This is a genomic window from Pseudoalteromonas sp. GABNS16E (assembly GCF_028598715.1).
GTDB classification, from domain to species: Bacteria; Pseudomonadota; Gammaproteobacteria; order Enterobacterales; family Alteromonadaceae; genus Pseudoalteromonas; species Pseudoalteromonas atlantica.
Map to the genome: position 1 here is coordinate 1 of NZ_JAQREZ010000056.1, position 24,614 is coordinate 24,614.

Below are 24,614 nucleotides of genomic sequence, written 5' to 3' on the forward strand. Positions count from 1 at the left end.
TATACAATGAAATGCGACCGCACTTAAGTTTGGATATGAAAACACCAAATCAAGTGCATAAAAAAGACCTGGCGCTTTCGCACCAAGTCTTTCATTAAAACCGTCAACCTATTTCAGGACGGGACAGGGTTACTTTTCAGCGCGACCCATAAATTTGTGCTCAACCGTATTAATACGGATACGGTCGCCCGTAGATATATGCTCAGGCACCGAAATGGTTAAACCCGTGCTCAGGCGTGCAGGCTTAGAGCGTGCACTGGCAGAAGCGCCTTTGATTGAAGGGTCTGTTTCTTCAACAACCAGCTCTACGCTTGATGGCAAATCTAAACCTACAGGCGAGCCATCAATTACAATAACGTGTACGCCTTGCGTTTCTTCGTTAACGAATTGAATTTCTTCTGCAATCGCCTCTTTGTTTAAGTTATACGGCGTGTAGTCTTCATTATCCATAAACACGTATTCATCGCCATCAATGTAAGAAAGCATTGCTTCGCGGCGAGTTAAATCTGCTAGGGTTAGCATGTCGCTGTCTTTGAAGGTTTCGTCTACTTTTGCACCTGTTACTACATCGTATAAACGCATACGGTACAAACTACCGCCTGCACGGCCTTGTGGAACTGAACGTACAATATCTTTAACTACCAACACGCGATTATTAAACTCAATCGCGGTTCCTTTTTTAACTTCACTCGCCTTTGGCATGGGGGTTTTCCTATTATTTTTTTGATTGCCAGAAACATACCACGAACTGGGTATTGTTCAACTAAAAATACGTTAATTTGGGGCTCCATTTGATATAGACTTGCAAATTTTTAATTTAAAACTAAATACCTATAATCAAAAGCGAAAAAAACTGCTATGGTATCTCTACCGAGTATGACTTCAAGGATTGGATCATGGACCAAAACACAGTACATGAGTATTTAGTAAAGAAGCCCTTGGTGCAAGTGACAAAACCATTTGCTCAAGAGGTTGATGTTTATAAAGTAAATCATAAAATGTTTGCCACCCTTGCCTTAGGTAATGATGGAGACGTAAATGATGATGGAGATCCTATTTGGTGGCTTAATTTAAAGTGCGATCCCGATGAAGCACTTAAATTGCGTGATATTTTTCCTGCGGTGATCCCTGGCTATCATATGAACAAGCGGCTTTGGAATACGGTGATATTAGATGGCTCTATTCCACAAGGCGAAATTGAAAGAATGATCGATAATTCGTTCAAATTAGTTGTTGAGAATATGCCAGAAAAAGACCGTAAAGCAATTGAAGCACATCTATAGAAACCCATCACGGGCTAGCTTGCTAGCCCTATTTGCTACAATTTTAATGTGTATATCAAATCGTCATAACGTGTATTATTAATAGTGTGCGCTTGCGTATTAATGCCAGTTAACGTTAATCCACACTTTTGTAATACCTTTTCAGACCCTATATTCCCCTTTGTAACCACGGCTTTAAACTGTGTAATACCGCATTGTTGCCATGCCCACTCAATCACGGCACGCAATGACTCACTGGCAAAGCCTTGATTAAAATACGCGGGTAAAAACAAATAGCCTAGCTCAGCTTGCTCAAGTTCGTATGTAAACCCCGTTACACCCATGGGCTCATTTGAATGCTTATCAAATACCACAAGGCAAAGTGGATGAGTAGAAGTGCTATCCCAACTTTTTAAACGTTGTTCAAACCGGCTGCGTACAAACGCTTCGCTGGGCATATCGTAGCAATAACGGATCACGGTAGGATTTTGATGTAACTGCAAAAATAATGGCCAATCACTGCTTTGAAGTGGGCGCATTGCCAATCGTGCTGTAAACAACTGCATATTGGTTTACCTCTTATCTGCTTAGCTGCAAATTAAGCTAACATACTTTATAGCAAGCCACTTAATTATAAGTCTTATTTGAGGGTAAAAACCTGTCGATAACTAAATAAAAACTGGCAATTTAGGTTTTATAAATGCACGTTTTTAACACAGGTAACGACACGTTTAGCCCCGCAGAATGATTAAGTATTATTGCGGGTTGGTATTATTGCGTCCTAGTATTCTATATTTACAAATAGCAGATATAAAAAAACCGCATATAATGCGGTTTTTTTAATCAAGCTGTTTTACGAGTCTTGTTTTGGTGAGTCAACGCTCTCTTCTTGAGGTTGCTCATCAGCAGGCTCTGCTTCTATAGCTTGTTCAGCAACAGGTGCTGGGCTTGGCTCATCTGCAACAGGCTGCGTTTGATAAAACTTAGCGCCTGATTCAGCCATACTTACTAACGTGTCGCATGGGGCAAAATTTGCATTGCTATTAGCTAATGTAGACATTTCAGAGCTAACCTTGCTGGCGCCCAATTTATCCATATAGCTAAACGGTCCACCTAAAAACGGTGGGAAGCCAATACCAAATATAGCGCCAATGTCGCCATCACGAGGGCTTGCAATAATGCCATCGTCTAAACAACGCACGGCTTCGTTAAGCATTTGTGATACACAGCGCTTAGCAATTTCGCTTTTATTTAAACGCGGTGCAGGGGTTACACCTAATAGCTCATACACTGACTCGTCAACTTTTTTGCTCTTTTTATCGTACTCATAAAAGCCACGACCCGTTTTGCGGCCAAGGCGTTTTGAATCAATCATACGAGAAAATGCATCTGGCGCTTTAAATCGCTCGCCTAATTCTTTTTCAAGAATTGGGGCAATTTTAGAGCCTATATCAATCCCTACTTCATCAAGTAAAGCAAGCGGCCCAACTGGGAAACCAAACTCTACAAGGGCTGCATCAATTTTTTCAATTGGCTCACCGGCAAGCATTAAATTAGCTGCTTCATTTACATAAGGCGCTAAAATACGGTTTACGTAAAAACCTGCCATGTCTTTTACAACAATGGGCGTTTTACCTTGCTTACGTGCAAAGTTAACTACGCGCGCAATAGTCTCTTGTGAAGTCCCTTCGTGCGGAATAATCTCCACGAGTGGCATTTTTTCAACTGGCGAGAAGTAATGCAGGCCTATCACGTTTTCAGGGCGCTGTGCCTGTGCTGCAATTTGTGAAATAGGCAGTGATGACGTGTTACTTGCAAAAATAGTATTGCTTTGGCATTGCTGCTCTATATCGGCAACCATACCTTGCTTTAAGGCTAAATCTTCAAAAACAGCTTCTACTACTAAATCAATGTGTTTAAAGCCACTGTAGTCGGTAGTACCGGTAATACGGTTCATTGTTAACTGCATATCAGCTTTAGACATAATGCGGCGTTTAAGGCGCTTATCTAAAATTTTGTAGGTGTAGTTCATGGCATTACTAATGCCCTGCTCTGCTACATCTTTAATACGTACAGGTACTTTGGCTTTTACTGCGCTTACATGCGCAATACCGGCACCCATTAGGCCGCCACCTAAAACAGCTGTTTTACTGATTGCTGGCGCATCGTCGTTGCGCCACTCTTTTTTCATTTCAGTGGTTGCAAAGAAAATACCGCGAAGCGCTTTAGATTCATCACTCATTACAAGTGTTGCAAAGCTTTCAGCTTCTGTTTTGTATGCTTTTAATTTATCAAGTTCTACACTTGCACGCACAGCCTTAATAATTGCAAGCGGCGCAGGGTAATGTCCGCCGGTTTTTTTAAGGACGTTTTCTTTGGCTTTTTTAAAGATAAAGTTACGGCCAAACGGGTTTGACTCTAATAATTTGCTTACTTTATCAAGCTTTGGTTCTTTATCTGCTGGCTTTTTCTTAGCGGCAAATTCTTTAGCGACTTTTAGTAATACGCTTTGTGGTACTACATCATCTAATACGCCTGCTTTTTTAGCTTGCTTAGGGCGAATCTGCTTGCCTGTTAGCATCCATTCAAGTGCTTTTTGAATGCCTACAATTTTAGTTAAACGCTGCGTACCACCACCACCTGGTAATAAACCAAGTTGTACTTCAGGCAGGCCTATTTTAGTCATATCGCTATCTGTGCCTACGCGGTAATCACACGCTAAAGCAAACTCTAAACCGCCACCAAGCGCAGCACCATGTATTGCACTTACTGTTGTATAAGGTAGTTTTGTCATATCAAAAAAGGCTTGATGACAAAGTTCACTAATTGCTAACGCATCTTCACGCTTTTGCACGCTATCAAGCATTTTTACATCAGCGCCCGCGATAAAGTTATCGCTTTTACCACTTATAAATACCATCCCCTTTACTGACTCTTGCTTAGCCGCTTCAAGTAAAGCTTTTAAGTCATCAGCGAATGAGTCGCGCAGGGTGTTCATTTTTTCACCCGGCACATCAATGGTTACTACGGCAATTTTGTTTTCTTCTACCGTTAAATTAAATACTGAATCTGTCATTACGCGCTCTCCAATACAAAGGCTGCACCTAAACCACCAGCAGCACACGCTGTTGTTAATGCTAAACCGCCACCACGACGTTTAAGCTCGTGTAAGCTTTGCGTAATTAAGCGAGCACCGGTTGCTGCAAATGGGTGACCATATGCCAGTGAGCCGCCGTTAACGTTAAACTTATCCATGTTAATTTCGCCAATTGCTTTGCTACGACCAAGTTGCTCTTGCGCAAACTTATCTGATGCAAACATTTTCATATTGGCAAGTGTTTGCGATGCAAAGGCTTCGTGCATTTCAATTAAATCTAAATCAGCAAGTGTAATTCCTGCTCTATCTAGTGCGATAGGCGTTGAATGCGCTGGGCCCATTAGCATGTCTTTTTCTACACCAATTGCCGAAAACGCAAAGCTACGTACATAACCTAAAATTTCGTAGCCTAGTGCTTTTGCTTTGCTTTCGCTCATCATCAGTACGGCAGCTGCACCATCGGTTAATGGTGTTGCATTTGCAGCGGTAACCGAGCCATGTTGGCGGTCAAATACCGGTTTAAGCTTAGCGTAGCCTTCAACTGTAGAATTTTTACGAATGTTATTATCTTCTTCAATAAAGCTTTTATATGGCGGTAAGTGCGCCGTCATTACTTCATCTTTTAACTTGCCATCGGCCCATGCTTGGGTTGCAAGTGAATGCGAGCGATGCGCTAGTGCATCTTGATCTTCACGGCTTATGTTATGTGTTTTAGCCATTTGCTCAGCAGTTTGCCCCATTGAAAGGCCTGTTGAGTACTCAGCAACCGCAGGCGGTACTGGTAATAAATCTTTTAAACGCAGTTTTGAGAATATTTGTAAGCGCTGGCCTAAGGTACGTGCTTTGTTTAAATCAACTAAGCTACCTGCCAATTTTTTACTTACGCCAATAGGTAATACTGAAGATGAATCGGCGCCACCGGCAATACCTACATTTACAGAGCCTGCCATAATAGACTCAGCTACATTAGCAATGGCCTGAAAGCTGGTAGCACACGCACGCGATACTGAATACGCGTCTACGCCTACTGGCATACCCGTACCTAAAACAATTTCACGTGCAATATTTGGCGCTTCTGGCATTTGTACTACTTGACCAAATACAAGTTGATCGATTTCTGACTTGTCGAAATTTAATCGTTCAAGCATTTCGTTAACCACCAACTTACCCATATCAAGGGCTGGTACATGGTGAAACGCTGTTGCTTGTTTTGCAAAAGGAGTACGTAAGCCGCTAACGATGGCAATACGGTCGCCTTTTGGTGTTTTTAGTATGTTTTGCTCAGACATTTATGCTCTCCCGCTGACAGGTCTGACCTGTTTGTTTTCCTCGATTCTAAACAACCCGTGTGCTAAAGCCAATAGATAAACACAAATTTATACAAAAGCACTAAAGGTAGATATATACATAGTGCTTAATATTGACTACCACAATAGGCTTTTTTACGCGTTTTTACAAAGTTTTGTGGTACGCTAAAAACCGTTAAAAAATAACGAACTATTTTTAAAAATACAGTCTAACTCTTGAGTTACTCACTTATAAACCTTATAACTAGGTCAGTATTAATCACCTAAAATAAATTAGGTACAAACCCAGCTGACGAGGAAGTCTATTTATTATGGCAGCTAACGCATTCAAACAATTAAAAACGTACTTAGATACACAAATTATTGGCCAGCCAGAGCTTACTCAAGCACTCCTTATTGCCATTTTAGCTGATGGCCATCTATTAGTAGAAGGCCCGCCAGGGCTTGCAAAAACCCGTGCAGTTAACGCCCTTGCTAAAGGCATTGAAGGCTCGTTCCAGCGCGTGCAGTTTACACCCGATTTATTACCTGCCGATGTAACTGGCACCGATATTTACCGCCAACAAACCAGTGAATTTGTGTTTGAGAAAGGCCCTTTATTTCATAACCTTATTTTAGCCGATGAAATAAACCGTGCCCCAGCAAAAGTACAATCAGCACTACTAGAAGCCATGGCAGAGCGCCAAGTAACGGTAGGCAAAAACACCTACCCGCTAAGCGATTTATTTATGGTAATGGCTACCCAAAACCCGCTGGAACAAGAAGGGACTTACCCGCTGCCAGAGGCACAATTAGACCGCTTTTTATTACATTTAAGCATTGATTACCCAGGTGCAGAGCACGAGCTAGACATACTGCGATTAACCCGTGGTGAAGCACTTAATGAACAACAAGCGGTTATGCAACAAATTACCCAAAGCGATTTATTTGCCGCTCGCCAAGCTATTTTAGGGTTGTATTTAGCCGAGCCGCTTGAGCAATATTTAGTACAGCTTATTATTGCCACTCGTGAAGGAGCTAAGTTTGATGAGCAACTTGGCCGTTGGATTGAGTTTGGTGCAAGCCCGCGTGCTACCATTGCACTTGATAAATGTGCCCGTGCCCACGCTTGGTTACATGGCCGCGATTTTGTAGCACCCGATGACATTCAAGCCGTTGTACATAATGTACTGCGCCATCGTATCATTTTAAGCTACGAAGCACAGGCTGATGGCATTACTAAAGATCAGGTTATAAGCCGCATTGTTGAACTTGTAGCCGTACCCTAAGTTATGCAAACACAATTAGACTCAAAGGCGTGGCTAAAAGAAAGCCACAGCCACGGTGTAAATTTAGCGCTAAAAGAGCTGCTGTATTACAAAGCTAAAGCACAGTTATTAGAGCTTGCACCTAAAGTTAAAATTAAAAACAGTTTAACTGGGCAATACCTTGCGCCCCATAAAGGCCGAGGCATGGAGTTTGCCGAAGTGCGTCATTACCAGCAAGGTGATGACATTCGCTCTATTGACTGGCGAGTAACAGCGCGTACCGGCGAAACCCATACAAAGCTTTTTCAAGAAGAAAAAGAGCGCCCTGTTTTTGTATTTACTGATTTTTCAAACTCTATGCTATTTGGCTCAAAGCTGCTGCTTAAGTCGGTACAGGCTGCGCACATTAGCGCGCTAGTTGCGTGGTCGGCGTGTCAACGCGGAGATAGAATTGGTGGTATCGTGTTTAATCAACACTCGCATTTAGAACTAAAGCCCAGCGCCCGCGAAAAAGCGGTATTAAAGCTGTGTCATAATCTATGCGACAGCCACCAGCAAGCACTTAACAATATAGATAAACAAGCAACCAACAACTTTAGCGATAATTTAAAACGCCTTAACCACTTAGCTAAACCTGGCAGCTTAGTGTATTTAGTCTCTGACTTTAATGCCTTAGATGATGCAAGCTTTAAACAATTAGAAATATTAAGCCGCCACTGTGAGCTGATAGGCTGTCATATAAGTGATCCGTTTGAACATACGCTCCCCGCGTTTAAAAACGCTGTCACTGTTAATGCCAACGGCCAAGATTTTGCGCTACCGCTTATGGATAAAAGCTTTAGAGAACGCTTTGCAAAAAACGCCGAGCAAGCATTTAGCACACGCCTAAATCGCTTAACTAAATCGGGTCTTAACTTAATATCATTCAATGCAGCGAGCCCGCTTGAGCTGCAATTAGTGAGAAAATAACCATGCAAACCAATCCACTCGATGGCCTGCACGATATAATAGCGCCAAGCCAAGTTAGTTGGTGGCCACTCGCCCCTGCTTGGTGGGTTATTATTACCCTGTTGTTTATAGCAATCTGTGCAGCTGCTTTTTGGTTTTACAAAAATTATAAATTTAAAAAGCCTAAGCGCTACGCAATCGATTTAAGCCACAACGAGCAAAGCGCGCAAACACTTCATATTATTTTAAAGCGCTTAGTAATAGAGTATTACGATAAACGCCTAGCAACGCAATCAACTGCTAACTGGTGTAACACACTTAATACCTTAACCGGTTTAAGCTTTACCGAGCATGAGCTTTTAAGCCTGTATAATGCGCAGCAAACCAATGACGCGCTTAACGAAAAATTACGCCAAGGCATAAAGCAATTTAAACTAAAGGAGCCAGTACATGTTTGAATTTAGCTGGCCATGGTTGTTTTTATTACTACCTCTGCCCTTATTACTTTTATTATTAAAACCTGCTGCCAGTAACGCACATACCCGGTTACGTATTCCAAGCTTTGCCAAACATAACTTAGCCAGCCAAAGCCTTGAAAAAAGCGCACGTAAACTAACTATTTTTGAATGGCTACTTTGGCTATTACTGGTCACTGCTGCAGCCAACCCGACATGGTTAGACGACCCCATTTCATTACCAAACGAAGGGCGCGATATAATGCTTGCGGTCGATTTATCTGGCTCAATGACCGAACAAGACATGGCTTACAACGGCCAATATGTTGATCGCCTCACTATGGTAAAGGCGGTATTAAGTGACTTTATAGAGCAGCGCCAAGGCGACAGGTTAGGCCTGATATTATTTGGCGACACCGCCTTTTTACAAACGCCACTGACTCGCGATGTTAAAACCGTAAGTAAAATGCTCAGCGAGTCTCAAATAGGCTTAGTTGGACGTGCCACTGCTATTGGCGATGCGCTAGGTTTATCGGTAAAGCGTTTTGCCAACAAAGATAAAAGTAACCGTATTGTGGTGCTATTAACCGATGGCCAAAACACCGCTGGTAATTTAAAACCTGAAGATGCCCTACTCCTTGCCCGCGAAGAAGGCATAAAAGTATATACCATAGGTGTTGGCTCAGATAACCCCCGTGGATTTAGCCTATTTAATATGGGTGGTATGAGTGGGGGCAGCTTAGATGAAAGCTTGTTAAAAGACATTGCCGAACAAACCGGTGGGTTATATTTTAGAGCCAAAGATGTGGCTGGCCTTCAGCAAATTTACGCAGAGCTGGATAAGTTAGAGCCAATTAGCGCAGATGAGCAAACATTTCGACCGCAAAGCTCATTGTTTTACTACCCACTACTTATTGCTATTTTACTCATTAGTTTAAAAGTAATGTTAAGCACCTTACGTGCATTAAAGGAGCCTAACTAATGGACTTTACATTTATTCGTCCCGCTGTTTTGTGGCTTTTAATACCTGCACTTGCGTTGTTTTTTATAGCCTTTATTAAGCATAAAAAACAAAGCGCAGATAACTTAATAGCCCCTCATTTGGCCCCGTTTATTATGAACGAGTCAAACACTAAAGCCAGCCAACCACTTTGGCTGGTCGCTGTATTTTGCTATTTAGCTATTATTTTTAGTGCAGGCCCTAGCTTTGAAGAAAAACAGGTTCCTGTATTTCAAAGTAAAAGTGCCCGTGTGATTGTAATGGATATGTCGTACTCAATGTACAGTACCGATATAGCACCAAATCGTTTAATGCAATCACGCTTTAAAGGACTCGATATGATTGAGCTTTTTAAAGAAGGCGACACCGCTTTAGTTGCCTATGCCGGCAGTGCATTTACTATTTCGCCACTTACAAACGATGCCACTACGCTTACTAATTTAATTCCGAGTTTAAGCCCCGACATTATGCCCGACAAAGGCTCTAATGTTTTAGCTGGCCTTGATATGGCAAAAGAGCTTTTAACGCAAGCAGGCTATATTGATGGCGATATAATATTAGTCACCGATGGCATAGACCAAGAAGAGCAAAGCGATATTACTAGCTTTACCAGTAATTCTTCTTATCGGCTAAATATTTATGGCGTAGGCACAGAGCAAGGCGCTCCTATTAAATTACCTGAAGGCGGTTTTTTAAAAGACAGCTACGGTCAAATAGTCATCCCCACCATTAACATAACCCGCTTAAAAAGCCTAGCGACCCGCAGTGGTGGAAAGTTTGCCCTTTACCAACCAAGCAGCAGTGACATAGCCACTTTTGCACCAAGTGCCAATAGTGAGTTATTAAAAGGTGAAAAACAAAGCCATGCCCTGTGGCGCATAGACGCAGGTATATATGGGTTACTTATTTTACTGCCCTTAGGCCTTTATTTATTTAGAAGTGCAGCATTTGTAGGTGCCTTTTTAGTACTCAGCGTTTTGCCAACCCAACAGGCAAGTGCATTAGAGCTCCCCTCTTTTTTAAAAAACACTGATCAACAAGCGCTTGATGCTTATAAAAATAAAGATTTTGAACGGGCCGCCAATGCCGACTCAAGCCGCTTAAAAGGGGCCGCGTTGTACCAACAAGGTAATTTTGATGCCGCACTAGAAGCCTTTAGTAAAGATAAATCAGCCACTGGTTTTTATAACTATGCCAACGCGCTTGCTAAATCAGGACAGCTAGAACAAGCCATAGATGCTTACAAACAAGCACAAACGCTACAACCTAACTTTAGCGAAGCCGCTGATAACCAAGCTTTGGTTGAGCAATTGCTCGAGCAGCAACAGCAGCAAGAGGGTGATTCGCAAGATAACCAGCAACAATCTGATCAAAGTGAGCAACAAAACAATCAGCAATCAGATCAAAACCAACAAGGTGAAAATAGCGATTCTCAATCAGAGCAAAATCAAGGCGAGCAATCACAAGAGCAGCAAGGTGAGCCAGGTGATGAGTCTGACACTGAGCAAGACCAACAAAGTGCTGAGTCGGGTTCACAATCAGATAAGCAAAATGAGCCAGAACTACAAACTCAGCCACAAACTAACCAAGAGCAAAAACAGCCTGAGCAAACAAACGAAGAACAAGCTGAAAATACTCAGCCGCAAACAGCGCAGCAGCAAACGTTAACAGATGAGCAAAAGCAAAACGCTCAACAACAAGCCGCGCAAGCACAAACGCGTGAGCTCACCAACGAAGAGAAAGAAAAAGCCCAGCAGCTTAACCAGTTATTAAGAAAAGTACCGGACGATCCGGCAATTTTATTACGGAATAAAATGCAATTAGAAGCCCAAAAAAGACAATATCAACGTCGCCCTACAGGAGTAGAAAAATCATGGTAATGCGATTATTTTGCTGTTTATTGCTATTAAGTGCGATGCCATCATGGGCCGCCACCAAATTAGAGGCAAGTGTAGATAAAAACCCAGTCCTTGCTGGCGAATTTTTTATGCTTAGCATTTCAGTTGACGACACAATAAAAAGCGAGCAACCCGACACCTCGGTGTTACTTAAAGACTTTGTAGTTGGGTCAACAAGTTTAAGTACGCGCACCAACATTATAAATGGCAGCATTAATAAGCAAACAACCTGGTCTGTTAAGTTAATGACCCGTAATGAAGGTGAATACAGCATTCCGGCATTTAACGTGGCCGGTTTAAGCTCGCAGCCAATAAAATTAAAAGTGGCAAAACGCGCTGCCGATGCTGATAAAAATAACGATATTTTTTTAAAAACATCGCTCTCAAATGACTCGTTGTTTGTTCAAGAAGCTGGCGTATATACGATTAAACTCTACCTAGCAAAAGAGCTGCTTGATGGCAGCCTAAGTACGCCCAGTATGCAAGATGCACAGCTTACTCAATTAGGTAAACAAACCGAAAGCTATGAGCTTGTAGATGGTAAACGTTATTTAGTGATCACCCGAGAATACTTACTACAACCGCAAAAAAGTGGTGTATACACCATTGTTGGTCCTACGTTTCAAGGCCGTGTACAGCAAAATTACCGCCAATTAGAAGTGTCGGCTTTAGGAGATGATCAGCAACTTGAGATAAAACCTATTCCGGCAAACTATAAAGGCGCATGGCTACCAAGTGAGTTAGTTAATATTGATGAGCAGTGGCAGCCTGATGAAAATACTGTAGAAGTTGGCACGCCTATTACACGCACTATTACCTTAACCGCGTTAGGGGTTACTAAAGAGCAACTGCCCGAAATTGATATGAAAACCATTGCGGGGATTCGCAGTTACCCCGATGATGTAGAAACAAACAATGCCGTAAGAAACGGACGGGTTGTATCTCAGCAAACAGCGCCATTTGCGTTATTACCACAAAAAGCGGGCACCTACACCCTCCCAGAAATAACACTGCCTTGGTATAACACCAAAATAAACCGCATTAGTTACGCTACATTGCCTGAGCGCACTATAACGGTAACTCCTAGCGCCAATGCTATAAACCCAGGTGCTATTGCAAACGACAACCTTAATACAGGTGAGCCAACTTTGCCTGCTAATAAAGTAAGTAATACACAGCAGCCCAATACAGCAATAGCCGCGCCGCAAAGTGTTATTCCGCTTTGGTTAATTATTGTTGCCGTGCTTGGGTATATTTTTTGGATAATCACTGCAATTTTTTATTGGTTAAGCCGTTCTACTAATAATGAGCCAAAAAATAACAGTGTATCTGTAAATAAAGCCCCACCGCTTTCATTAAACGCGCTTAAAAATGCAGCTAAATCAAATAATCTCAATGCATTTTATAGCGAACTAAATGAGGTAGCGATTAAGCTAACGGGCAAAAAAGTGGCTGCGATAGATACGTTAATACACAACATCAATAATGATGAACTGGCGACGCAGGTTAACCGTTTACAATCAGCTCTTTATGCAAATAGCAGTGCAGATGTCGATCTTAATGCTATTATTAACATAATTGAGCAGCACCAAGTTCAACGTACAAAGTCGCAACAAGCTGTATTAAAGGACCTTTATTAACTAGTTTGATAAATTTAGGTCTTTTCATGCATTAAATAATAAATTTTAATTAAAAAAGTACTTATGCTTGGAAAGAAAAAATCAAATAATCAGGTCTTAGTTGATATGGCAGAGAAACAAAAGCGCTATGAAGCCTTGGTCCATGTATATAATAAGGAGCTTTATCGCTTTGCTTATTGGTTATGCCGTGACCCACATATTGCAGATGACCTAGTACAAGAAACGTTTTTACGTGCTTGGCGCTCGCTTGACTCATTATTGGATCAAAAAGCCGCCAAGCAGTGGCTGCTGACTATTTTGCGCAGAGAAAATGCACGTCGCTTTGAGCGCAAGCAGTTTGACTACAGCGATGTAGAAAACGATACACTTGTCGATGAAACCAGCCATTCGTTAGATGATGAAATGGAACAAACGGTTATCCAACGCCAAATTGCGCTGCTATCTGATGAATACAGAGAACCCTTACTTCTGCAAGTTGTTATGGGGTGCTCTGGTGAAGAAATAGCAGAGATTCTCGATTTAAATAAAAACACGGTTATGACTCGTTTGTACCGTGCCAGAAACCAACTTAAAGAGGCTTTAAGCCGTGATGATGAACAACTTAAAGGGGCATCAAAATAATGGATGAACTTGAGTTTCGTCGACGCACTATTGCGCAGCCAAACGATTTAGATAAGGAGCTTTTAGAGTTTGCTAAAGAGAGCTCTGAGCGACAAAACGTTATAAGCGATATGAAAGACTTTGATAAACAAATTCAAGATGCGTTAGATGTGCCTGTGCCTGACAATCTTGCTGAGCGTATTCTTTTAAACACCTCGTTAAAAGAAAAAGCAATGCAAGAAGAGCAAGCAACTGGGGATAACGTCGTAGATGCACGCTCACGTTTTAAGTTTGACCGTGTTCACTTAGCCCTAGCCGCGTCTTTTTTTGTAGCTATTGGCGCATTCTTTTTTAGCACAGAGCAACACATTGCCCATGAAGCAGGCGAACATGCTTTAACGCATGTTTACCATGAAATTACCGCCCTTGAAAAAACCAATGCTATTAGCCTACAAAGCGTTAACGATAAGCTTGCACTGCTAGGCGCTCATATAGAAGAGCTGCCAGGTAAAATTACTTATGCGATGTTTTGCGACTTTAAAGGTGAAAAAGGTCTGCACTTAATTTTTGAGTCGGACTTTGGCCCAATGACGGTCTTTATTGTTCCTTCTGAGAATAAGTCGTTTGGGTTTGGCGAAGATGATTTTCATGATGCGCGCTTTGCTGGTCATATTAACCGAGGCGACAAAGCCGATACTATTTTAGTGGCTAATTCCGGCGCGCCAATTAATGTGTACAACGAGCGGGTTACCAATGCCATTCGCTGGCTGTAACTAGCGCTTAACGACTAAAAACCGCTGAGTAACACTGAGCGGTTTTTTTGTGCCTATTCAGCGCTCATTTTTCATCCAAAACAATTGATTTTAAATGTAATTATTAATTTTTACTGAAAAGTTAATTATACTCACCGCTCAGTTTAACTTAGGGAATTACATGAAGAACATCATCGTTATATTTTCATTACTTGCACTACTGTGCACAGCAAGTTTTGATGCACACGCACGCAAAAAGTTTGGTAGTAGTAAACGTGGTACAACCCCAGCAACACAACAAACCACACAAAAGCAAAAAGCCGATACCACAGCACCTGCAGCCAAGACAAAAAGCAGTAAAAAAGGTATTATGGCCGGCGTATTAGGCGGATTGTTAGCCGGCGGTTTAATTGCCGCTATGCTAGGAGATAACTTTGAGGGCATGCAGCTATTAGAAATTATTTTATTAGCAGGCGTTGCCTTTATTTTGTTTAAACTTATTACGGGGTTTATGCGCGCTCGCCACTCCCCGCAATTAGCCGGTACACACGCTACGGGGCACTCTGCTTTTAAACAAACAGCCACAGAGCAACCTACCAGCAGTGGTTTTACCCAGCAAAGCGCACACACTGAGCAAGTGCCTTTCAATTTACCCCCTAATTTTGACGTAAATGGCTTTTTACAAGGCGCACGTAGCCACTATCACACTATGCAAACTTCGTGGAATAATGCCGATTACGCCACGATGGCTGAGTATTTAAGCCCATCGTTAGCTCAAGAGTTTAAAACTGAGCGCGAAGCGATTGAACGGGTAGCGACTGAGGTGATGTTTATTGATGCCGAGCTTGTACGCGCTGAAACAACAGCAAATTCGTGGCAAGTAAGTGTGCAATTTAAAGGCAAATACCGCGACTTAGACGATAAAAAAGAAGAGCCTATTTTAGAGATTTGGCACCTTGAGCGTGCTACCACCTCAGATGCACCATGGCTGATTGTAGGCGTAGAAGACTTAATCGATAGCGAATAGTGCTGTAAATATAGTTATACCAATTCGCCTAATTAAGTGATCTACTTTGAGGGTAGATAAAGGTGTTGATAGCTCGGCAAAAAATTCGCTATTTAGGTGTTCTAAATGAGAGCTTTTTAACGCAGGTAGCGACACGTTTAGCCCCGCAAAATGATTAAGTATTATTGCGGATTAGTATTGGTGGCAAACGCTGGCTAATTGGTATAAATAACAGCTAAAAAAACCGCCCAACCTAAAGTTTAGGCTGAGCGGTTTTTTATTACTGTTAAGTAATAGTATTATTTACAAACGTCAGCAACGGCGTTTGCGAAATACTCAATATTAGTATCACTAATACCCGCAACATTTACGCGGCTAGAACCAACAATGTAAATACCGTATTCTTTTTGTAGGCGCGCAATTTGCTCTTTATTAATGCCTAAGAAAGAAAACATACCGTGTTGACGTTCAATAAACGAAAAGTCTTGCTCTATCTCTTTTGCTGCTAAGCTTTCTTTAATTAAGCTACGTAAACCATTAATACGATTACGCATTTCATCAAGCTCACTGTGCCACATTTGTGTAAGCTCTGTGCTGCTTAAAATAGTGTTTACAATGTCAGCACCGTGCGCTGGAGGCATTGAGTAAATACTGCGAACAACGCTTAATAGCACTGAATTTGAAATATCAGCGGTTGCAGTGTCTTTTGCAATAATTGAACACGCACCAATACGCTCACGGTATAAACCAAAGTTTTTAGAACATGATGAACAAATAATTAGCTCTTCTACTGCATCAGCTAAAATGCGCAGTCCACGTGCATCTTCTTCAAGTGACGAGCCAAAGCCTTGGTAAGCAATATCAATAAGTGGTGTAAAGCCAACTTCTTTTGCAAGCTGAGCAACTGTGTTCCACTGTGTCTCGTTTAAGTCCATACCACTTGGGTTATGACAACAAGCATGAAGTAGCACAATATCCCCTTTTGGTACTTGCTTAAGGGTGTTTATCATGTCGTCGAACAATAGATCTTTGTTTTCGTAATCGTAGTACGGGTATTCTTTAACGTTTAAGCCCGCAGCTTCAAACAAGCTAATGTGGTTTGCCCATGTTGGCGTAGTTACCCACACTGTTGCGTCTTTATTGCAACGCTTAACAAATTCAGCCGCAACGCGAAGTGCACCTGTACCACCTGGTGCTTGTGCAGTACGTACGCGGTTTGCTAAAAGTGCTTGGTGCTCACCTAGTAATAGGTTTTCCATTTTTTGACAGTAGTCTAAGTTACCCGCTAGACCAATGTAAGATTTGCTTGTTTCGTTTTCTAAACGAAATGCTTCAGCTTTTTTTACCGCTTTTAATACCGGTGTGTTGCCTTGCTCATCTTTATAGACACCTACACCTAAATCAATCTTGTTAGGGTTTGTATCTTGTTTATAGGCTGCCATAAGGCCAAGAATAGGATCTGTTGGTAATGGTTTTAATTCTGAGAACATTAGCTATCTCTTATCATTAATTAGGGGTTGGCTGTTGTAGTAAGCTTAACATAAAAGCTTACCTTCTTGGCTAGTGATATTTACACTAGAAAGTGAGGAATTTTAATGCAGCACGCAACTAATATAGCCAGTGTACGGCTATCAAAAAAGTCGTTACTAAATGCCTCTGCATCTATAATACCGACGCATTCATGTTGCTCATTAAATAAGGGTAAACAGGTTTCAGCTTTCACTTTAGGGTCGCACGTATAGTACTCGCCACCTTGTGCTAAATAGTTTTCTACGTTGTTAATTACACGCCCGCGCTTAGACAATGCAACTTGTATATTATTGCTGCCTGCTGCAAATGCTTCAGTAAGAGGAAACAGTGGACGGCTTGGCGCACCTTGATACGCCAGCTTTAATAATTGCGGACCCTGAGCAGTGTCAACCGCTTGATAAATACCATACCAATCGACCTGTGTTTGCTGCTCTATGTAATTAACTATATTTTGTAGGTTTGCTAGTTTTTGCTCGTTTTGAGAAGTCGCGCTCACGTGATCAGTAAGTTTAAATGGCTCATCTTGTAAATAACCAAACAAACTACACGCACCGCCTTCACCGAGTTCAGGAATTTGATATTCCCAACGTACAGACGGCAGCGCGCTTGCAGCAATATACTGTTCTAGCTGCTTTAGCTCTTTGGCAATTAATTGTGGGTCTATATTTAATTGCGCAATATCAAGGTAAGAAGAAATCATTTGGCCATCCATACATCTAAAATTTTTTAGATAATAACATGGAAATTTTTTCTGAGCTATAGCAACTTGTAACACATTTCGACTTGGTTACCACTTGCGTTATACGTGACTTTTTCTGCCACTTCTTCGAGTAACGATAAGCCACGGCCAAACTCTGCGTTGAGTTCGGTACGTGTAGAAGAGTCACTTGAGAACCCCCTGCCCGAGTCACAAATAATAAAGTACAAGCACAAGGTATCTGGGCAATAACGCATATCAATAATAATCATCGCCTCTTTCATTTTACTCAGTGCTTGCTCTCTTAATTCATAGTATTTAAAAAAGCCATCGTCTTGTTTTTTTATGTCTGAATCAAGGCCTAACACGCCGTGATCAAGTGCATTGTTATACGCCTCAGAGAGCAATAAAAATATATTTGAGCGATGCGACCTAAGCCCCTCAACACTGCTTAATACATTAACAACATCATACACAGGGTCTGTGCATTTAATTTGCTGCGCGTTTAAGCTAAGTGAAAAGTTAAATGCCAAATTAGAATACGCCTCTTTGACCTCAGGCTCTGGGGTTAGCGGCAAACAATTAAGCAGCACTAAGCTTAAGTCGTCTAATTGCTCACTGCCATTGGCAAAGGTATTTACATTATCTATAACACGCTGACTGCTGATCATCGGCTTGCTTTTAAGCGCAGCTAAAAAGCGCTGCTCACCATAAAAAATATCGGCGTCGTTGTTAGTTTCTATTATGCCATCGGTTGAAAGCACTAAACGGGTGTTTTTATCAACTTCTAAATTAATTAGCTCATATTCAAATTCATCGCGGTCTAAAATCCCCAGCGCCATGTGTTGCGACTCAAGCGTTTGCTTTACTTCACCATCGGTATTTATTAAGTACGCATCTGGTAAGCCACCAAGCCAGGCTGAAATACTTTTGCCCGAGGCACTGAGCTCTATAATAGTCGCCGCGCAAAACATGTGCTCTGGCAGTAAATTATGCAGTAATATATTGATCTCAGAGGCGATATCGTTAACAGCCATGCCTTTTTGCACCATAGTGTAAAACACCCGTGATGCAGGTAATGCTCCAATCGCGGCCGCTAACCCATGCCCGGTAAAATCACCTAACATGCAATATAAATTGCCTATTGGGCTTTGCGCGACTAAAAACATGTCACCGTTAAACATAGAAGCAGGAGAAAGGCTAAAGTCTAAATGGTCTTTAAACTTATCTTGGTTTTCGAGCGAGTTATTAAAAATGTGCTCAATTATTTCGTGCTCGCGCTCTATTTGATTGCGATGATACTCAAGTAAGGTGTTTTGTTGATAGGCTTTTTTACTTAATTCGCGCGTACGGCTGTGCGCTTTAATTTTTGCGTTTAAAATTACTTTTTCAAACGGCTTTTGAATAAAGTCATCCCCGCCTACTTCTAAACAACGCTCAAAGCTGCTTTGATCTTCAAGTGAAGTAATAAAAATAATGGGTAGATAAACGTCGCTGTATCGCTGCTTTATCAGCTTTGCAGCTTCAAAGCCATCCATTACCGGCATAAGTACATCGAGTAGAACAATATCAATCGCTTCTTTTTCTAACACCTCAAGTGCTTCTAGGCCGTTAAACGCAATTGATATTTTATAGTTTTCTTCGAGCAGCATTTTTTCGAGCAGGATGCGATTAAGCGCCTGATCGTCAACAATAAGTACGTGGGTCATTAGTTAATATCAAACTTCTTATCAAAACGTGATATTTGCAGTATTTTTTTAAGCTGAGGCTGACAATTGCTGATCTCTATTGTTTGTACCTGGCTTTCAATGGTTTTTTTCATGTTAAGCAACATACCAAGAGCAGAGCTATCCATGTAGTCGGTCTCTCTTAAATCGATAATCACTTTATTTGTTTTAGGCTCAATTTGGGCATAGGCTTGGCGAAATGATTGCACTAAATTAAAGTCAAATTTGCCTTTAATTTGTATCGTTAAAGTACTTTCATCAACCGATAAACTCTTTGTTAAACTCATTATAAACTCCAATAATATTTCCTTTGACCTAAATATAACCTGTTAAAAGTATTTAGCAAAAATAAAAACACTCGCCAGCAAATTTGTTATTATTTAATACATCAATAAAAACGTTTATTTAGGTAAATTATGAGTGATAACCGCTTAGTATATTCAACCGATATGGGCCGAATTAGCCAGCCAAAGGTTGAGCAAGAACCCACTGCAAAACTATTTAAAGATGGCTTTATCCGCATAGAGCGCCAAACTAAGGGCCGAAAAGGTAAAGGTGTGATGTTGGTTGTGGGTATAGATCCAAAAGCGCACGATCTAAAAAAGCTAGCTAAAACCATAAAAAGTAAAATGGGCCAAGGTGGCGCGGTAAAAGAAGGCATTATTGAAGTTCAAGGCGATGATCGCGAAAAACTAAAAGGGATTTTAGAAACCCTTAAATTTAAAGTAAAAATTGCGGGTGGCTAAACCCGCAACTTTTTATTTGCTACTAGCAATGTTAGGCGTATCGTTTAATTTTTTGTATAATGCTGGCAGTTCGCTCTCAGCAATCGGTTTGCTGTAATAAAACCCTTGCACAATATAGCAATTATTATTTTGCAAAAACTCTACTTGTTCAATCGTTTCAACCCCTTCTGCAACTACGTCTAATTTAAGCTTTTTCGCCATGGCTATAATAGCGGCGGTAATTTCCATGTCATTAGAATCTTCAGGGATATCTTTTACAAACGAGCGGTCAATTTTTAATATGTCGACCGGGAATCGTTTTAAGTAACTTAGCGACGAATAGCCAGTACCAAAATCATCAATCGATATTGAAATACCCAGTGCTTTTAGTTCGTGTAATTGCGTAATGGCAGCTTCAACATTGCCCATTAGCATACTTTCGGTAAGCTCCAAGTGTAACCGCTTAGCACTTACCCCTGTTTGTTTAATAATACTGCTGAGCATGGGCACTAAATTAGCGTCTTTAAACTGACGTGCCGATAAATTAATAGATACGTTGTTATCTCGTCCATCTTGCGCTAAATGCACGGCAAACTCGCACGATTGCTGTAATAACCACTCACCGAGTTCAACAATAAGCCCTGTTGCCTCAGCAATAGGAATAAACTTGGTCGGCGATATAAGCCCTTCTACTGGGTGGAACCAGCGTAGTAGCGCTTCATAGCCTACAACGTGCTGAGTTAATGAGTTTATTTGCGGCTGATAATAAACCTCAAACTGTTTTTCTTTAATCGCATGGCGTAATTCGTTCTCAATGAACAGCCTTTCATTGGCAGCCGCGTTAAGCTCTTGGCTATAAAAGTGGTAAGTATTACGCCCTTTTGCTTTTGCCTCATACATTGCTAAATCAGCATGTTTTAAAAGCTGATCTTCTTCTAGGCTATCGTAAGGGGCCATTGTAATACCAATACTAGCGCTGACTATCACTTCGTTATTGCCCAGCTTTATAGGCACATTAAGTGTTTTTTGAATAGTATTTGCGACATCACTGGCATGCTCTTGGCTTTCAATACCACTGAGTAATACAGCAAATTCGTCGCCCCCTAGGCGGGCAATTGTATCTTCGGCGCGTAAGCGTGCTTTAAGGCGGTTAGCAACTTCAATTAGTAACTGATCGCCTGCATCGTGGCCTAACGTATCGTTAATGCGTTTAAATTCATCTAAATCAAAGTAAAAAAGTGCAAACGCATAATGGCCGCGCTCAGCCAAAGCCATTGATTTACGCAGCTGCATTCTAAAAAAGGTTCGGTTTGCTAAGCCCGTTAACGTGTCAAAGTACGCAAGCTGCTCCATTTTACGCTGACTTTCTTTAACAAACGAAATATCTTGTGCGGAGGCTACATAACTGGTGATCTCACCGCCATCTTCGCGAATAGGAGAAACACTTAACGATACCCAAATAGGCTGTTTATCATTGCCCTGAATCAAGGTATCACCACGCCAGTAGTTTCTACTGCGAAGGTCGATATTGATATCTTCAACCAAAATGGCCATCTCAGATGCGATAATATTCAACAGCGGCGCGCGGTTAAAGTGGCTCTCTGGGTAGCCTGTCATCTCCAGCATTTTGGGATTAACGTATTCTATAACAAAGTTTTCATCGGTGATCACCACACCGGTTCCTGAGAAGGCAACGGCTTTAGAGAGCCTATTAGCGGCCTTCTCGGCAATTTCTTTTTCTGTAATTCGCTGGTTTAACCCATCTATAAGTTTACGAATTTCTACGGTCATATCTCTAAATGAGCCGTTTAGCGTGCCTATTTCGTCTTTGTTCTCTGGCGGGAATTCGGTTAGTAATTGCCCTTTACCAAAGCCAGTAACTGCATGTACTAATGTGTGAATTCTGCGAAGCACTAGCTGATACAGCGCTTGGTGTAACAATAAGGCAACCAAGACCGCATAAAGCACAAACAAGCCAAAAAACTTCAGTTTTAAATCTTGCAGAGCAGAGAGCGTTGATGAGCGTTTTTTATAAACCCCAATATACCAGTCTAATTTATCAATTTTACGAATATTAATAATGTGTGCTTCATCGTTTTGTACAAACGAATTAGCATACTCTGGTAATTTCATGGTAATTGCTTCATTTATAATGGCTTGCAATTGCGGATTAACAAATTCGTTTGTTGTTATTGTTTTATCTTTGCTGCCATAACTTGCTTGTAGCGCCGGGTTAAGACTCGGGTGCGCGAGCAGCTGGCCTTTTTTATCAAATACCAGTAAATGTTTTTCTTTATCGCCCACAGGTAAAAATGAAATCAGCGTGTTTAAATCTATATCGCTGCCGGTCACCCCTAAAAATTCATTATCAACATACAAGGGGACAAGCAAACTAATAACCCATTTATGCCATACTTTATCGTAATAAACCTTAGACCAAACGGGTTCTCTGCTGGGGTTTAAATCGCTTTGTACATACTTAAATGTTGCACCATTAGAACCTCTGAGTTCAGCCGGTGCGTTTAACGCCCAATTGGGAGGCGAGACACGGATGAAATCGTCTTTGGTGATCATATAAAAATTAAAAAAGTCGTGAATTAAGGTTGGTGAAATGACTTTCCATAACGACTCTGAGTTATTAAATAAACGCTTATAAAAAGGAGAATAATGCTGCTGAGGAAGAAATGCGGCTGAAAGGCCGTCGCTCGATGCACTGCGTATAGTGCCGTCGCTATTAAATTGTAACTGGGTTTTGTTAGATAAATTGATTGCTGAGCTATCACTAAATAGCTGCTCTGACACAACATTATTAGCCTGTTTGGCAACGGCTGATTTTGTTTTGATTAGTGCGTCAAATTGCCTGATAAGTAATTCGGTGGAGCTTTTAAGTACTTCATGCTCTTCGAAAACTAATTGTTTTTCTTCAGATTTAAGCATCAGCGCGGCGGCGCACACACCGGCAATTAAACAAATTGCAGATATAAGCAACGACAGCTTTACACTTAAAGAATTTAGTCCAAAACGCGATGGAGGGCGTCTATACACCACAGGCCAACCTTACTATTTTAGTTGTTGTTATTTTTAGCTAATACCTGAAATATACCAGATCCCTATTCATATTTATAAACTATTTGTAAATTTTATCTAAATGTTAGCTAGGAGCTGATAATTATTCATTATGTCTATTTAAACTGGCTTGCTTGTTGACTTTGCTAGTAACACCTCATACATTAACAGCATGAAAATTATCTTATCTTGCACTTTTTTTTCTTTTTTTAGCTTCTTTATATAAAAGAGGCTGAACTGTTTGTGAGATAAAATCAATCGAATAGCAAAGCCTCCCACTTGGGAGGCTTTTTTGTTTTAGTTGCACTAAGCAACTTATTTTTGGAATGAGGAAACCAAAATGACCAACGATGTTTTAAACGCGCTCAGACACGATATTAACGAAATAGACTCCGATCTATTGGTGTTATTAGCTAAGCGCCGCCGTATTAGCCACGGTGTTGTTGAGTATAAAATTGCGAATAACAAACCGATTCGTGATGAAGCGCGCGAACTAGCCTTACTCGAAAAGCTGATTGGTTATGGCAAGTCGCTTGGTCTAGATGCGTATTATGTAAATAACGTTTTTCAAACCATTTTGGAAGACTCTGTGCTGCATCAACAGGCCATGCTGCAAAAAAACTTAAACCCCGATGCATTAAGCGAAACCCATCGCGTTACTTACTTAGGCGGGCAAGGCTCGTACAGTCAACTAGCATGTCATAAATACTTTAGCCGCCGCCCTGGCAAGTTAGTCGAAATTGGCTGTACCTCGTTTGATGAAATTACGGGCAAAGTAGAAAATGGCCAAGCAGATTTTGGTTTGCTGCCTATAGAAAACACCAGCTCGGGCAGTATTAACGAAGTATTTGATTTATTACAACATGCTCAAGTATCAATTGTAGGTGAAGTTACACACAGTGTAGAGCACTGCTTACTTGCCACCCCAGATACTGAATTAAGCCAATTAACTAAAATTTATGCCCATCCTCAGCCATTTGCTCAATGTAGTCGCTTTTTACAAGGCCTCGGTGATTTACAACATGAAACCTGTGATTCAACCTCAAGTGCTCTACAGTCAGCTTTAAATACGCCAAATAGTGCGGCTATTGGCTCAGCGCAGGCAGGTAAAAACGTTGGCCTTGAAGTGATTAAATCAAACCTTGCGAATCAAAGTGAAAACCACAGCCGCTTTATCGTTGTGGCGCGCAAACCTCTGCAGGTATCTAAACAAATACCGACTAAAACCAGCCTTATTATGGCTACTAAACAACAAGCAGGTTCATTGGCTGATGCGCTAATGGTGTTTAAGCAACATCAAATAAACTTAGTTAAACTAGAGTCTCGTCCTGTACCGGGTAACCCGTGGGAAGAAGTGTTTTATGTAGACTTAGAGGCAAACCTTGCCGATAGCCAAGTGCAACATGCCTTAGAGGAGCTAAAAGAGCATACTCAATATGTGCGCGTTTTAGGCTGTTATCAAAGTGAGTCTTTACAAGCTGTGAGTGTTAATACCTAACCTAACACGCAAATACTAAAAAGGGCCTAAGTAGGCTAATGCCAGTCAGTTAAGCTGACTGGTATTTTTCTTTTTGGTGGGGTATTTACTTGGTTTGGGTTTGACCCTTCGAGGGTAAAATCTATCTTCCCGCCTCGTCGGAAGTGCGTAATAAGTTAG

General features: G+C 41.3%; 21 protein-coding genes. 12 read left to right on the forward strand and 9 right to left on the reverse strand.

Translation table 11 applies throughout. From position 1 onward, the window contains the following. Window positions 1-129: 129 nt before the first annotated feature. A complete protein-coding gene (gene efpL, locus PSI06_RS17550; RefSeq protein WP_004587302.1) occupies window positions 130-702 on the reverse strand; it encodes an elongation factor P-like protein EfpL in 573 nt (190 codons plus the stop codon). A gap of 194 nt (window positions 703-896) precedes the next feature. Between efpL and PSI06_RS17555 the strand changes: the two genes are divergently transcribed. After that, window positions 897-1,283, forward strand: coding sequence for an MmcQ/YjbR family DNA-binding protein (locus PSI06_RS17555; protein ID WP_004587303.1), 387 nt, complete (start codon window positions 897-899; stop codon window positions 1,281-1,283). A 35-nt stretch (window positions 1,284-1,318) separates the two neighbouring features. On the opposite strand, the gene PSI06_RS17560 is transcribed toward PSI06_RS17555, so the two are convergent. The 3 genes from PSI06_RS17560 to fadI form a co-directional block, all read right to left on the reverse strand. Then, the gene (locus PSI06_RS17560; RefSeq protein ID WP_024031882.1) at window positions 1,319-1,828 is read right to left on the reverse strand and encodes a GNAT family N-acetyltransferase; all 510 of its coding nucleotides are present in this window, start codon (window positions 1,826-1,828) and stop codon (window positions 1,319-1,321) included. 287 nt (window positions 1,829-2,115) lie between these two features. Then, on the reverse strand, window positions 2,116-4,338 hold the full coding sequence (fadJ, locus tag PSI06_RS17565; protein WP_273605047.1) for a fatty acid oxidation complex subunit alpha FadJ: 2,223 nt from the start codon (window positions 4,336-4,338) through the stop codon (window positions 2,116-2,118). Further along, entirely contained in the window at window positions 4,338-5,648 is a 1,311-nt protein-coding gene (gene fadI, locus PSI06_RS17570) for an acetyl-CoA C-acyltransferase FadI (protein WP_024031879.1), read from the reverse strand. Before fadI ends, fadJ begins: the two co-directional genes overlap by 1 nt. A gap of 329 nt (window positions 5,649-5,977) precedes the next feature. Between fadI and PSI06_RS17575 the strand changes: the two genes are divergently transcribed. The 9 genes from PSI06_RS17575 (at window position 5,978) to PSI06_RS17615 (ending at window position 15,233) form a co-directional block, all read left to right on the forward strand. Next, window positions 5,978-6,934, forward strand: a complete 957-nt coding sequence (locus tag PSI06_RS17575) for an AAA family ATPase (protein ID WP_004587307.1) — start codon at window positions 5,978-5,980, stop codon at window positions 6,932-6,934. A 3-nt stretch (window positions 6,935-6,937) separates the two neighbouring features. Further along, on the forward strand, window positions 6,938-7,882 hold the full coding sequence (locus tag PSI06_RS17580; RefSeq protein WP_004587308.1) for a DUF58 domain-containing protein: 945 nt from the start codon (window positions 6,938-6,940) through the stop codon (window positions 7,880-7,882). A gap of 2 nt (window positions 7,883-7,884) precedes the next feature. Further along, window positions 7,885-8,319, forward strand: coding sequence for a DUF4381 domain-containing protein (locus tag PSI06_RS17585; protein ID WP_055253030.1), 435 nt, complete (start codon window positions 7,885-7,887; stop codon window positions 8,317-8,319). Further along, entirely contained in the window at window positions 8,312-9,298 is a 987-nt protein-coding gene (locus PSI06_RS17590; protein ID WP_024031872.1) for a vWA domain-containing protein, read from the forward strand. Before PSI06_RS17585 ends, PSI06_RS17590 begins: the two co-directional genes overlap by 8 nt. Then, the gene (locus PSI06_RS17595; protein WP_273604518.1) at window positions 9,298-11,196 is read left to right on the forward strand and encodes a vWA domain-containing protein; all 1,899 of its coding nucleotides are present in this window, start codon (window positions 9,298-9,300) and stop codon (window positions 11,194-11,196) included. The genes PSI06_RS17590 and PSI06_RS17595 overlap by 1 nt, the downstream gene beginning before the upstream one ends. Beyond that, the gene (locus PSI06_RS17600; protein WP_273605048.1) at window positions 11,190-12,854 is read left to right on the forward strand and encodes a BatD family protein; all 1,665 of its coding nucleotides are present in this window, start codon (window positions 11,190-11,192) and stop codon (window positions 12,852-12,854) included. The genes PSI06_RS17595 and PSI06_RS17600 overlap by 7 nt, the downstream gene beginning before the upstream one ends. Before the next feature lie 63 nt (window positions 12,855-12,917). After that, window positions 12,918-13,475 (forward strand): sigma-70 family RNA polymerase sigma factor, encoded by a 558-nt coding sequence (locus PSI06_RS17605; RefSeq protein ID WP_273604516.1) that lies wholly within the window; start codon window positions 12,918-12,920, stop codon window positions 13,473-13,475. Beyond that, on the forward strand, window positions 13,475-14,227 hold the full coding sequence (locus tag PSI06_RS17610; protein ID WP_273604515.1) for a DUF3379 family protein: 753 nt from the start codon (window positions 13,475-13,477) through the stop codon (window positions 14,225-14,227). Before PSI06_RS17605 ends, PSI06_RS17610 begins: the two co-directional genes overlap by 1 nt. 160 nt (window positions 14,228-14,387) lie before the next feature. Next, window positions 14,388-15,233: a Tim44 domain-containing protein gene (locus PSI06_RS17615; RefSeq protein WP_273604514.1), complete on the forward strand. Its 846-nt coding sequence runs from the start codon at window positions 14,388-14,390 to the stop codon at window positions 15,231-15,233. Window positions 15,234-15,511: 278 nt separating this feature from the next. Here PSI06_RS17615 and PSI06_RS17620 read toward each other — a convergent pair whose 3' ends face one another. The 4 genes from PSI06_RS17620 to PSI06_RS17635 form a co-directional block, all read right to left on the reverse strand. Next, a complete protein-coding gene (locus tag PSI06_RS17620) occupies window positions 15,512-16,702 on the reverse strand; it encodes an amino acid aminotransferase (protein WP_004587316.1) in 1,191 nt (396 codons plus the stop codon). A gap of 80 nt (window positions 16,703-16,782) precedes the next feature. Next, window positions 16,783-17,442: a GAF domain-containing protein gene (locus tag PSI06_RS17625; protein WP_273604513.1), complete on the reverse strand. Its 660-nt coding sequence runs from the start codon at window positions 17,440-17,442 to the stop codon at window positions 16,783-16,785. 56 nt (window positions 17,443-17,498) lie between these two features. Next, the gene (locus PSI06_RS17630; RefSeq protein ID WP_273604512.1) at window positions 17,499-19,148 is read right to left on the reverse strand and encodes a fused response regulator/phosphatase; all 1,650 of its coding nucleotides are present in this window, start codon (window positions 19,146-19,148) and stop codon (window positions 17,499-17,501) included. Next, on the reverse strand, window positions 19,148-19,453 hold the full coding sequence (locus PSI06_RS17635; protein WP_004587319.1) for an STAS domain-containing protein: 306 nt from the start codon (window positions 19,451-19,453) through the stop codon (window positions 19,148-19,150). Before PSI06_RS17635 ends, PSI06_RS17630 begins: the two co-directional genes overlap by 1 nt. 129 nt (window positions 19,454-19,582) lie before the next feature. Here PSI06_RS17635 and PSI06_RS17640 point away from each other — a divergent pair, with 129 nt between their 5' ends. Further along, window positions 19,583-19,912 carry a translation initiation factor gene (locus PSI06_RS17640; protein ID WP_024031864.1) on the forward strand — a complete coding sequence of 110 codons (330 nt, stop codon included), beginning with the start codon at window positions 19,583-19,585 and terminating at the stop codon, window positions 19,910-19,912. A 12-nt stretch (window positions 19,913-19,924) separates the two neighbouring features. Here the strand turns inward: PSI06_RS17640 and PSI06_RS17645 are convergent, their stop codons facing one another. Next, a complete protein-coding gene (locus PSI06_RS17645) occupies window positions 19,925-22,939 on the reverse strand; it encodes a bifunctional diguanylate cyclase/phosphodiesterase (RefSeq protein WP_273604511.1) in 3,015 nt (1,004 codons plus the stop codon). A gap of 358 nt (window positions 22,940-23,297) precedes the next feature. Between PSI06_RS17645 and PSI06_RS17650 the strand changes: the two genes are divergently transcribed. Then, a complete protein-coding gene (locus PSI06_RS17650; protein ID WP_054982179.1) occupies window positions 23,298-24,455 on the forward strand; it encodes a chorismate mutase in 1,158 nt (385 codons plus the stop codon). The last annotated feature ends 159 nt before the right edge of the window (window positions 24,456-24,614 follow it).

What these genes read in the sequence shown, in the direction of transcription:
- PSI06_RS17635 (WP_004587319.1), bottom strand. Translation starts at nt 19,453, where the DNA reads ATGAGTTTAACAAAGAGTTTATCGGTTGATGAAAGTACTTTAACGATA.
- PSI06_RS17610 (WP_273604515.1), top strand. Translation starts at nt 13,475, where the DNA reads ATGGATGAACTTGAGTTTCGTCGACGCACTATTGCGCAGCCAAACGAT.
- PSI06_RS17585 (WP_055253030.1), top strand. Translation starts at nt 7,885, where the DNA reads ATGCAAACCAATCCACTCGATGGCCTGCACGATATAATAGCGCCAAGC.
- fadI (WP_024031879.1), bottom strand. Translation starts at nt 5,648, where the DNA reads ATGTCTGAGCAAAACATACTAAAAACACCAAAAGGCGACCGTATTGCC.
- PSI06_RS17580 (WP_004587308.1), top strand. Translation starts at nt 6,938, where the DNA reads ATGCAAACACAATTAGACTCAAAGGCGTGGCTAAAAGAAAGCCACAGC.
- efpL (WP_004587302.1), bottom strand. Translation starts at nt 702, where the DNA reads ATGCCAAAGGCGAGTGAAGTTAAAAAAGGAACCGCGATTGAGTTTAAT.
- PSI06_RS17630 (WP_273604512.1), bottom strand. Translation starts at nt 19,148, where the DNA reads ATGACCCACGTACTTATTGTTGACGATCAGGCGCTTAATCGCATCCTG.
- PSI06_RS17650 (WP_054982179.1), top strand. Translation starts at nt 23,298, where the DNA reads ATGACCAACGATGTTTTAAACGCGCTCAGACACGATATTAACGAAATA.
- PSI06_RS17620 (WP_004587316.1), bottom strand. Translation starts at nt 16,702, where the DNA reads ATGTTCTCAGAATTAAAACCATTACCAACAGATCCTATTCTTGGCCTT.
- PSI06_RS17605 (WP_273604516.1), top strand. Translation starts at nt 12,918, where the DNA reads ATGCTTGGAAAGAAAAAATCAAATAATCAGGTCTTAGTTGATATGGCA.
- PSI06_RS17600 (WP_273605048.1), top strand. Translation starts at nt 11,190, where the DNA reads ATGGTAATGCGATTATTTTGCTGTTTATTGCTATTAAGTGCGATGCCA.
- PSI06_RS17555 (WP_004587303.1), top strand. Translation starts at nt 897, where the DNA reads ATGGACCAAAACACAGTACATGAGTATTTAGTAAAGAAGCCCTTGGTG.
- PSI06_RS17590 (WP_024031872.1), top strand. Translation starts at nt 8,312, where the DNA reads ATGTTTGAATTTAGCTGGCCATGGTTGTTTTTATTACTACCTCTGCCC.
- PSI06_RS17640 (WP_024031864.1), top strand. Translation starts at nt 19,583, where the DNA reads ATGAGTGATAACCGCTTAGTATATTCAACCGATATGGGCCGAATTAGC.
- fadJ (WP_273605047.1), bottom strand. Translation starts at nt 4,338, where the DNA reads ATGACAGATTCAGTATTTAATTTAACGGTAGAAGAAAACAAAATTGCC.
- PSI06_RS17560 (WP_024031882.1), bottom strand. Translation starts at nt 1,828, where the DNA reads ATGCAGTTGTTTACAGCACGATTGGCAATGCGCCCACTTCAAAGCAGT.
- PSI06_RS17625 (WP_273604513.1), bottom strand. Translation starts at nt 17,442, where the DNA reads ATGATTTCTTCTTACCTTGATATTGCGCAATTAAATATAGACCCACAA.
- PSI06_RS17615 (WP_273604514.1), top strand. Translation starts at nt 14,388, where the DNA reads ATGAAGAACATCATCGTTATATTTTCATTACTTGCACTACTGTGCACA.
- PSI06_RS17595 (WP_273604518.1), top strand. Translation starts at nt 9,298, where the DNA reads ATGGACTTTACATTTATTCGTCCCGCTGTTTTGTGGCTTTTAATACCT.
- PSI06_RS17575 (WP_004587307.1), top strand. Translation starts at nt 5,978, where the DNA reads ATGGCAGCTAACGCATTCAAACAATTAAAAACGTACTTAGATACACAA.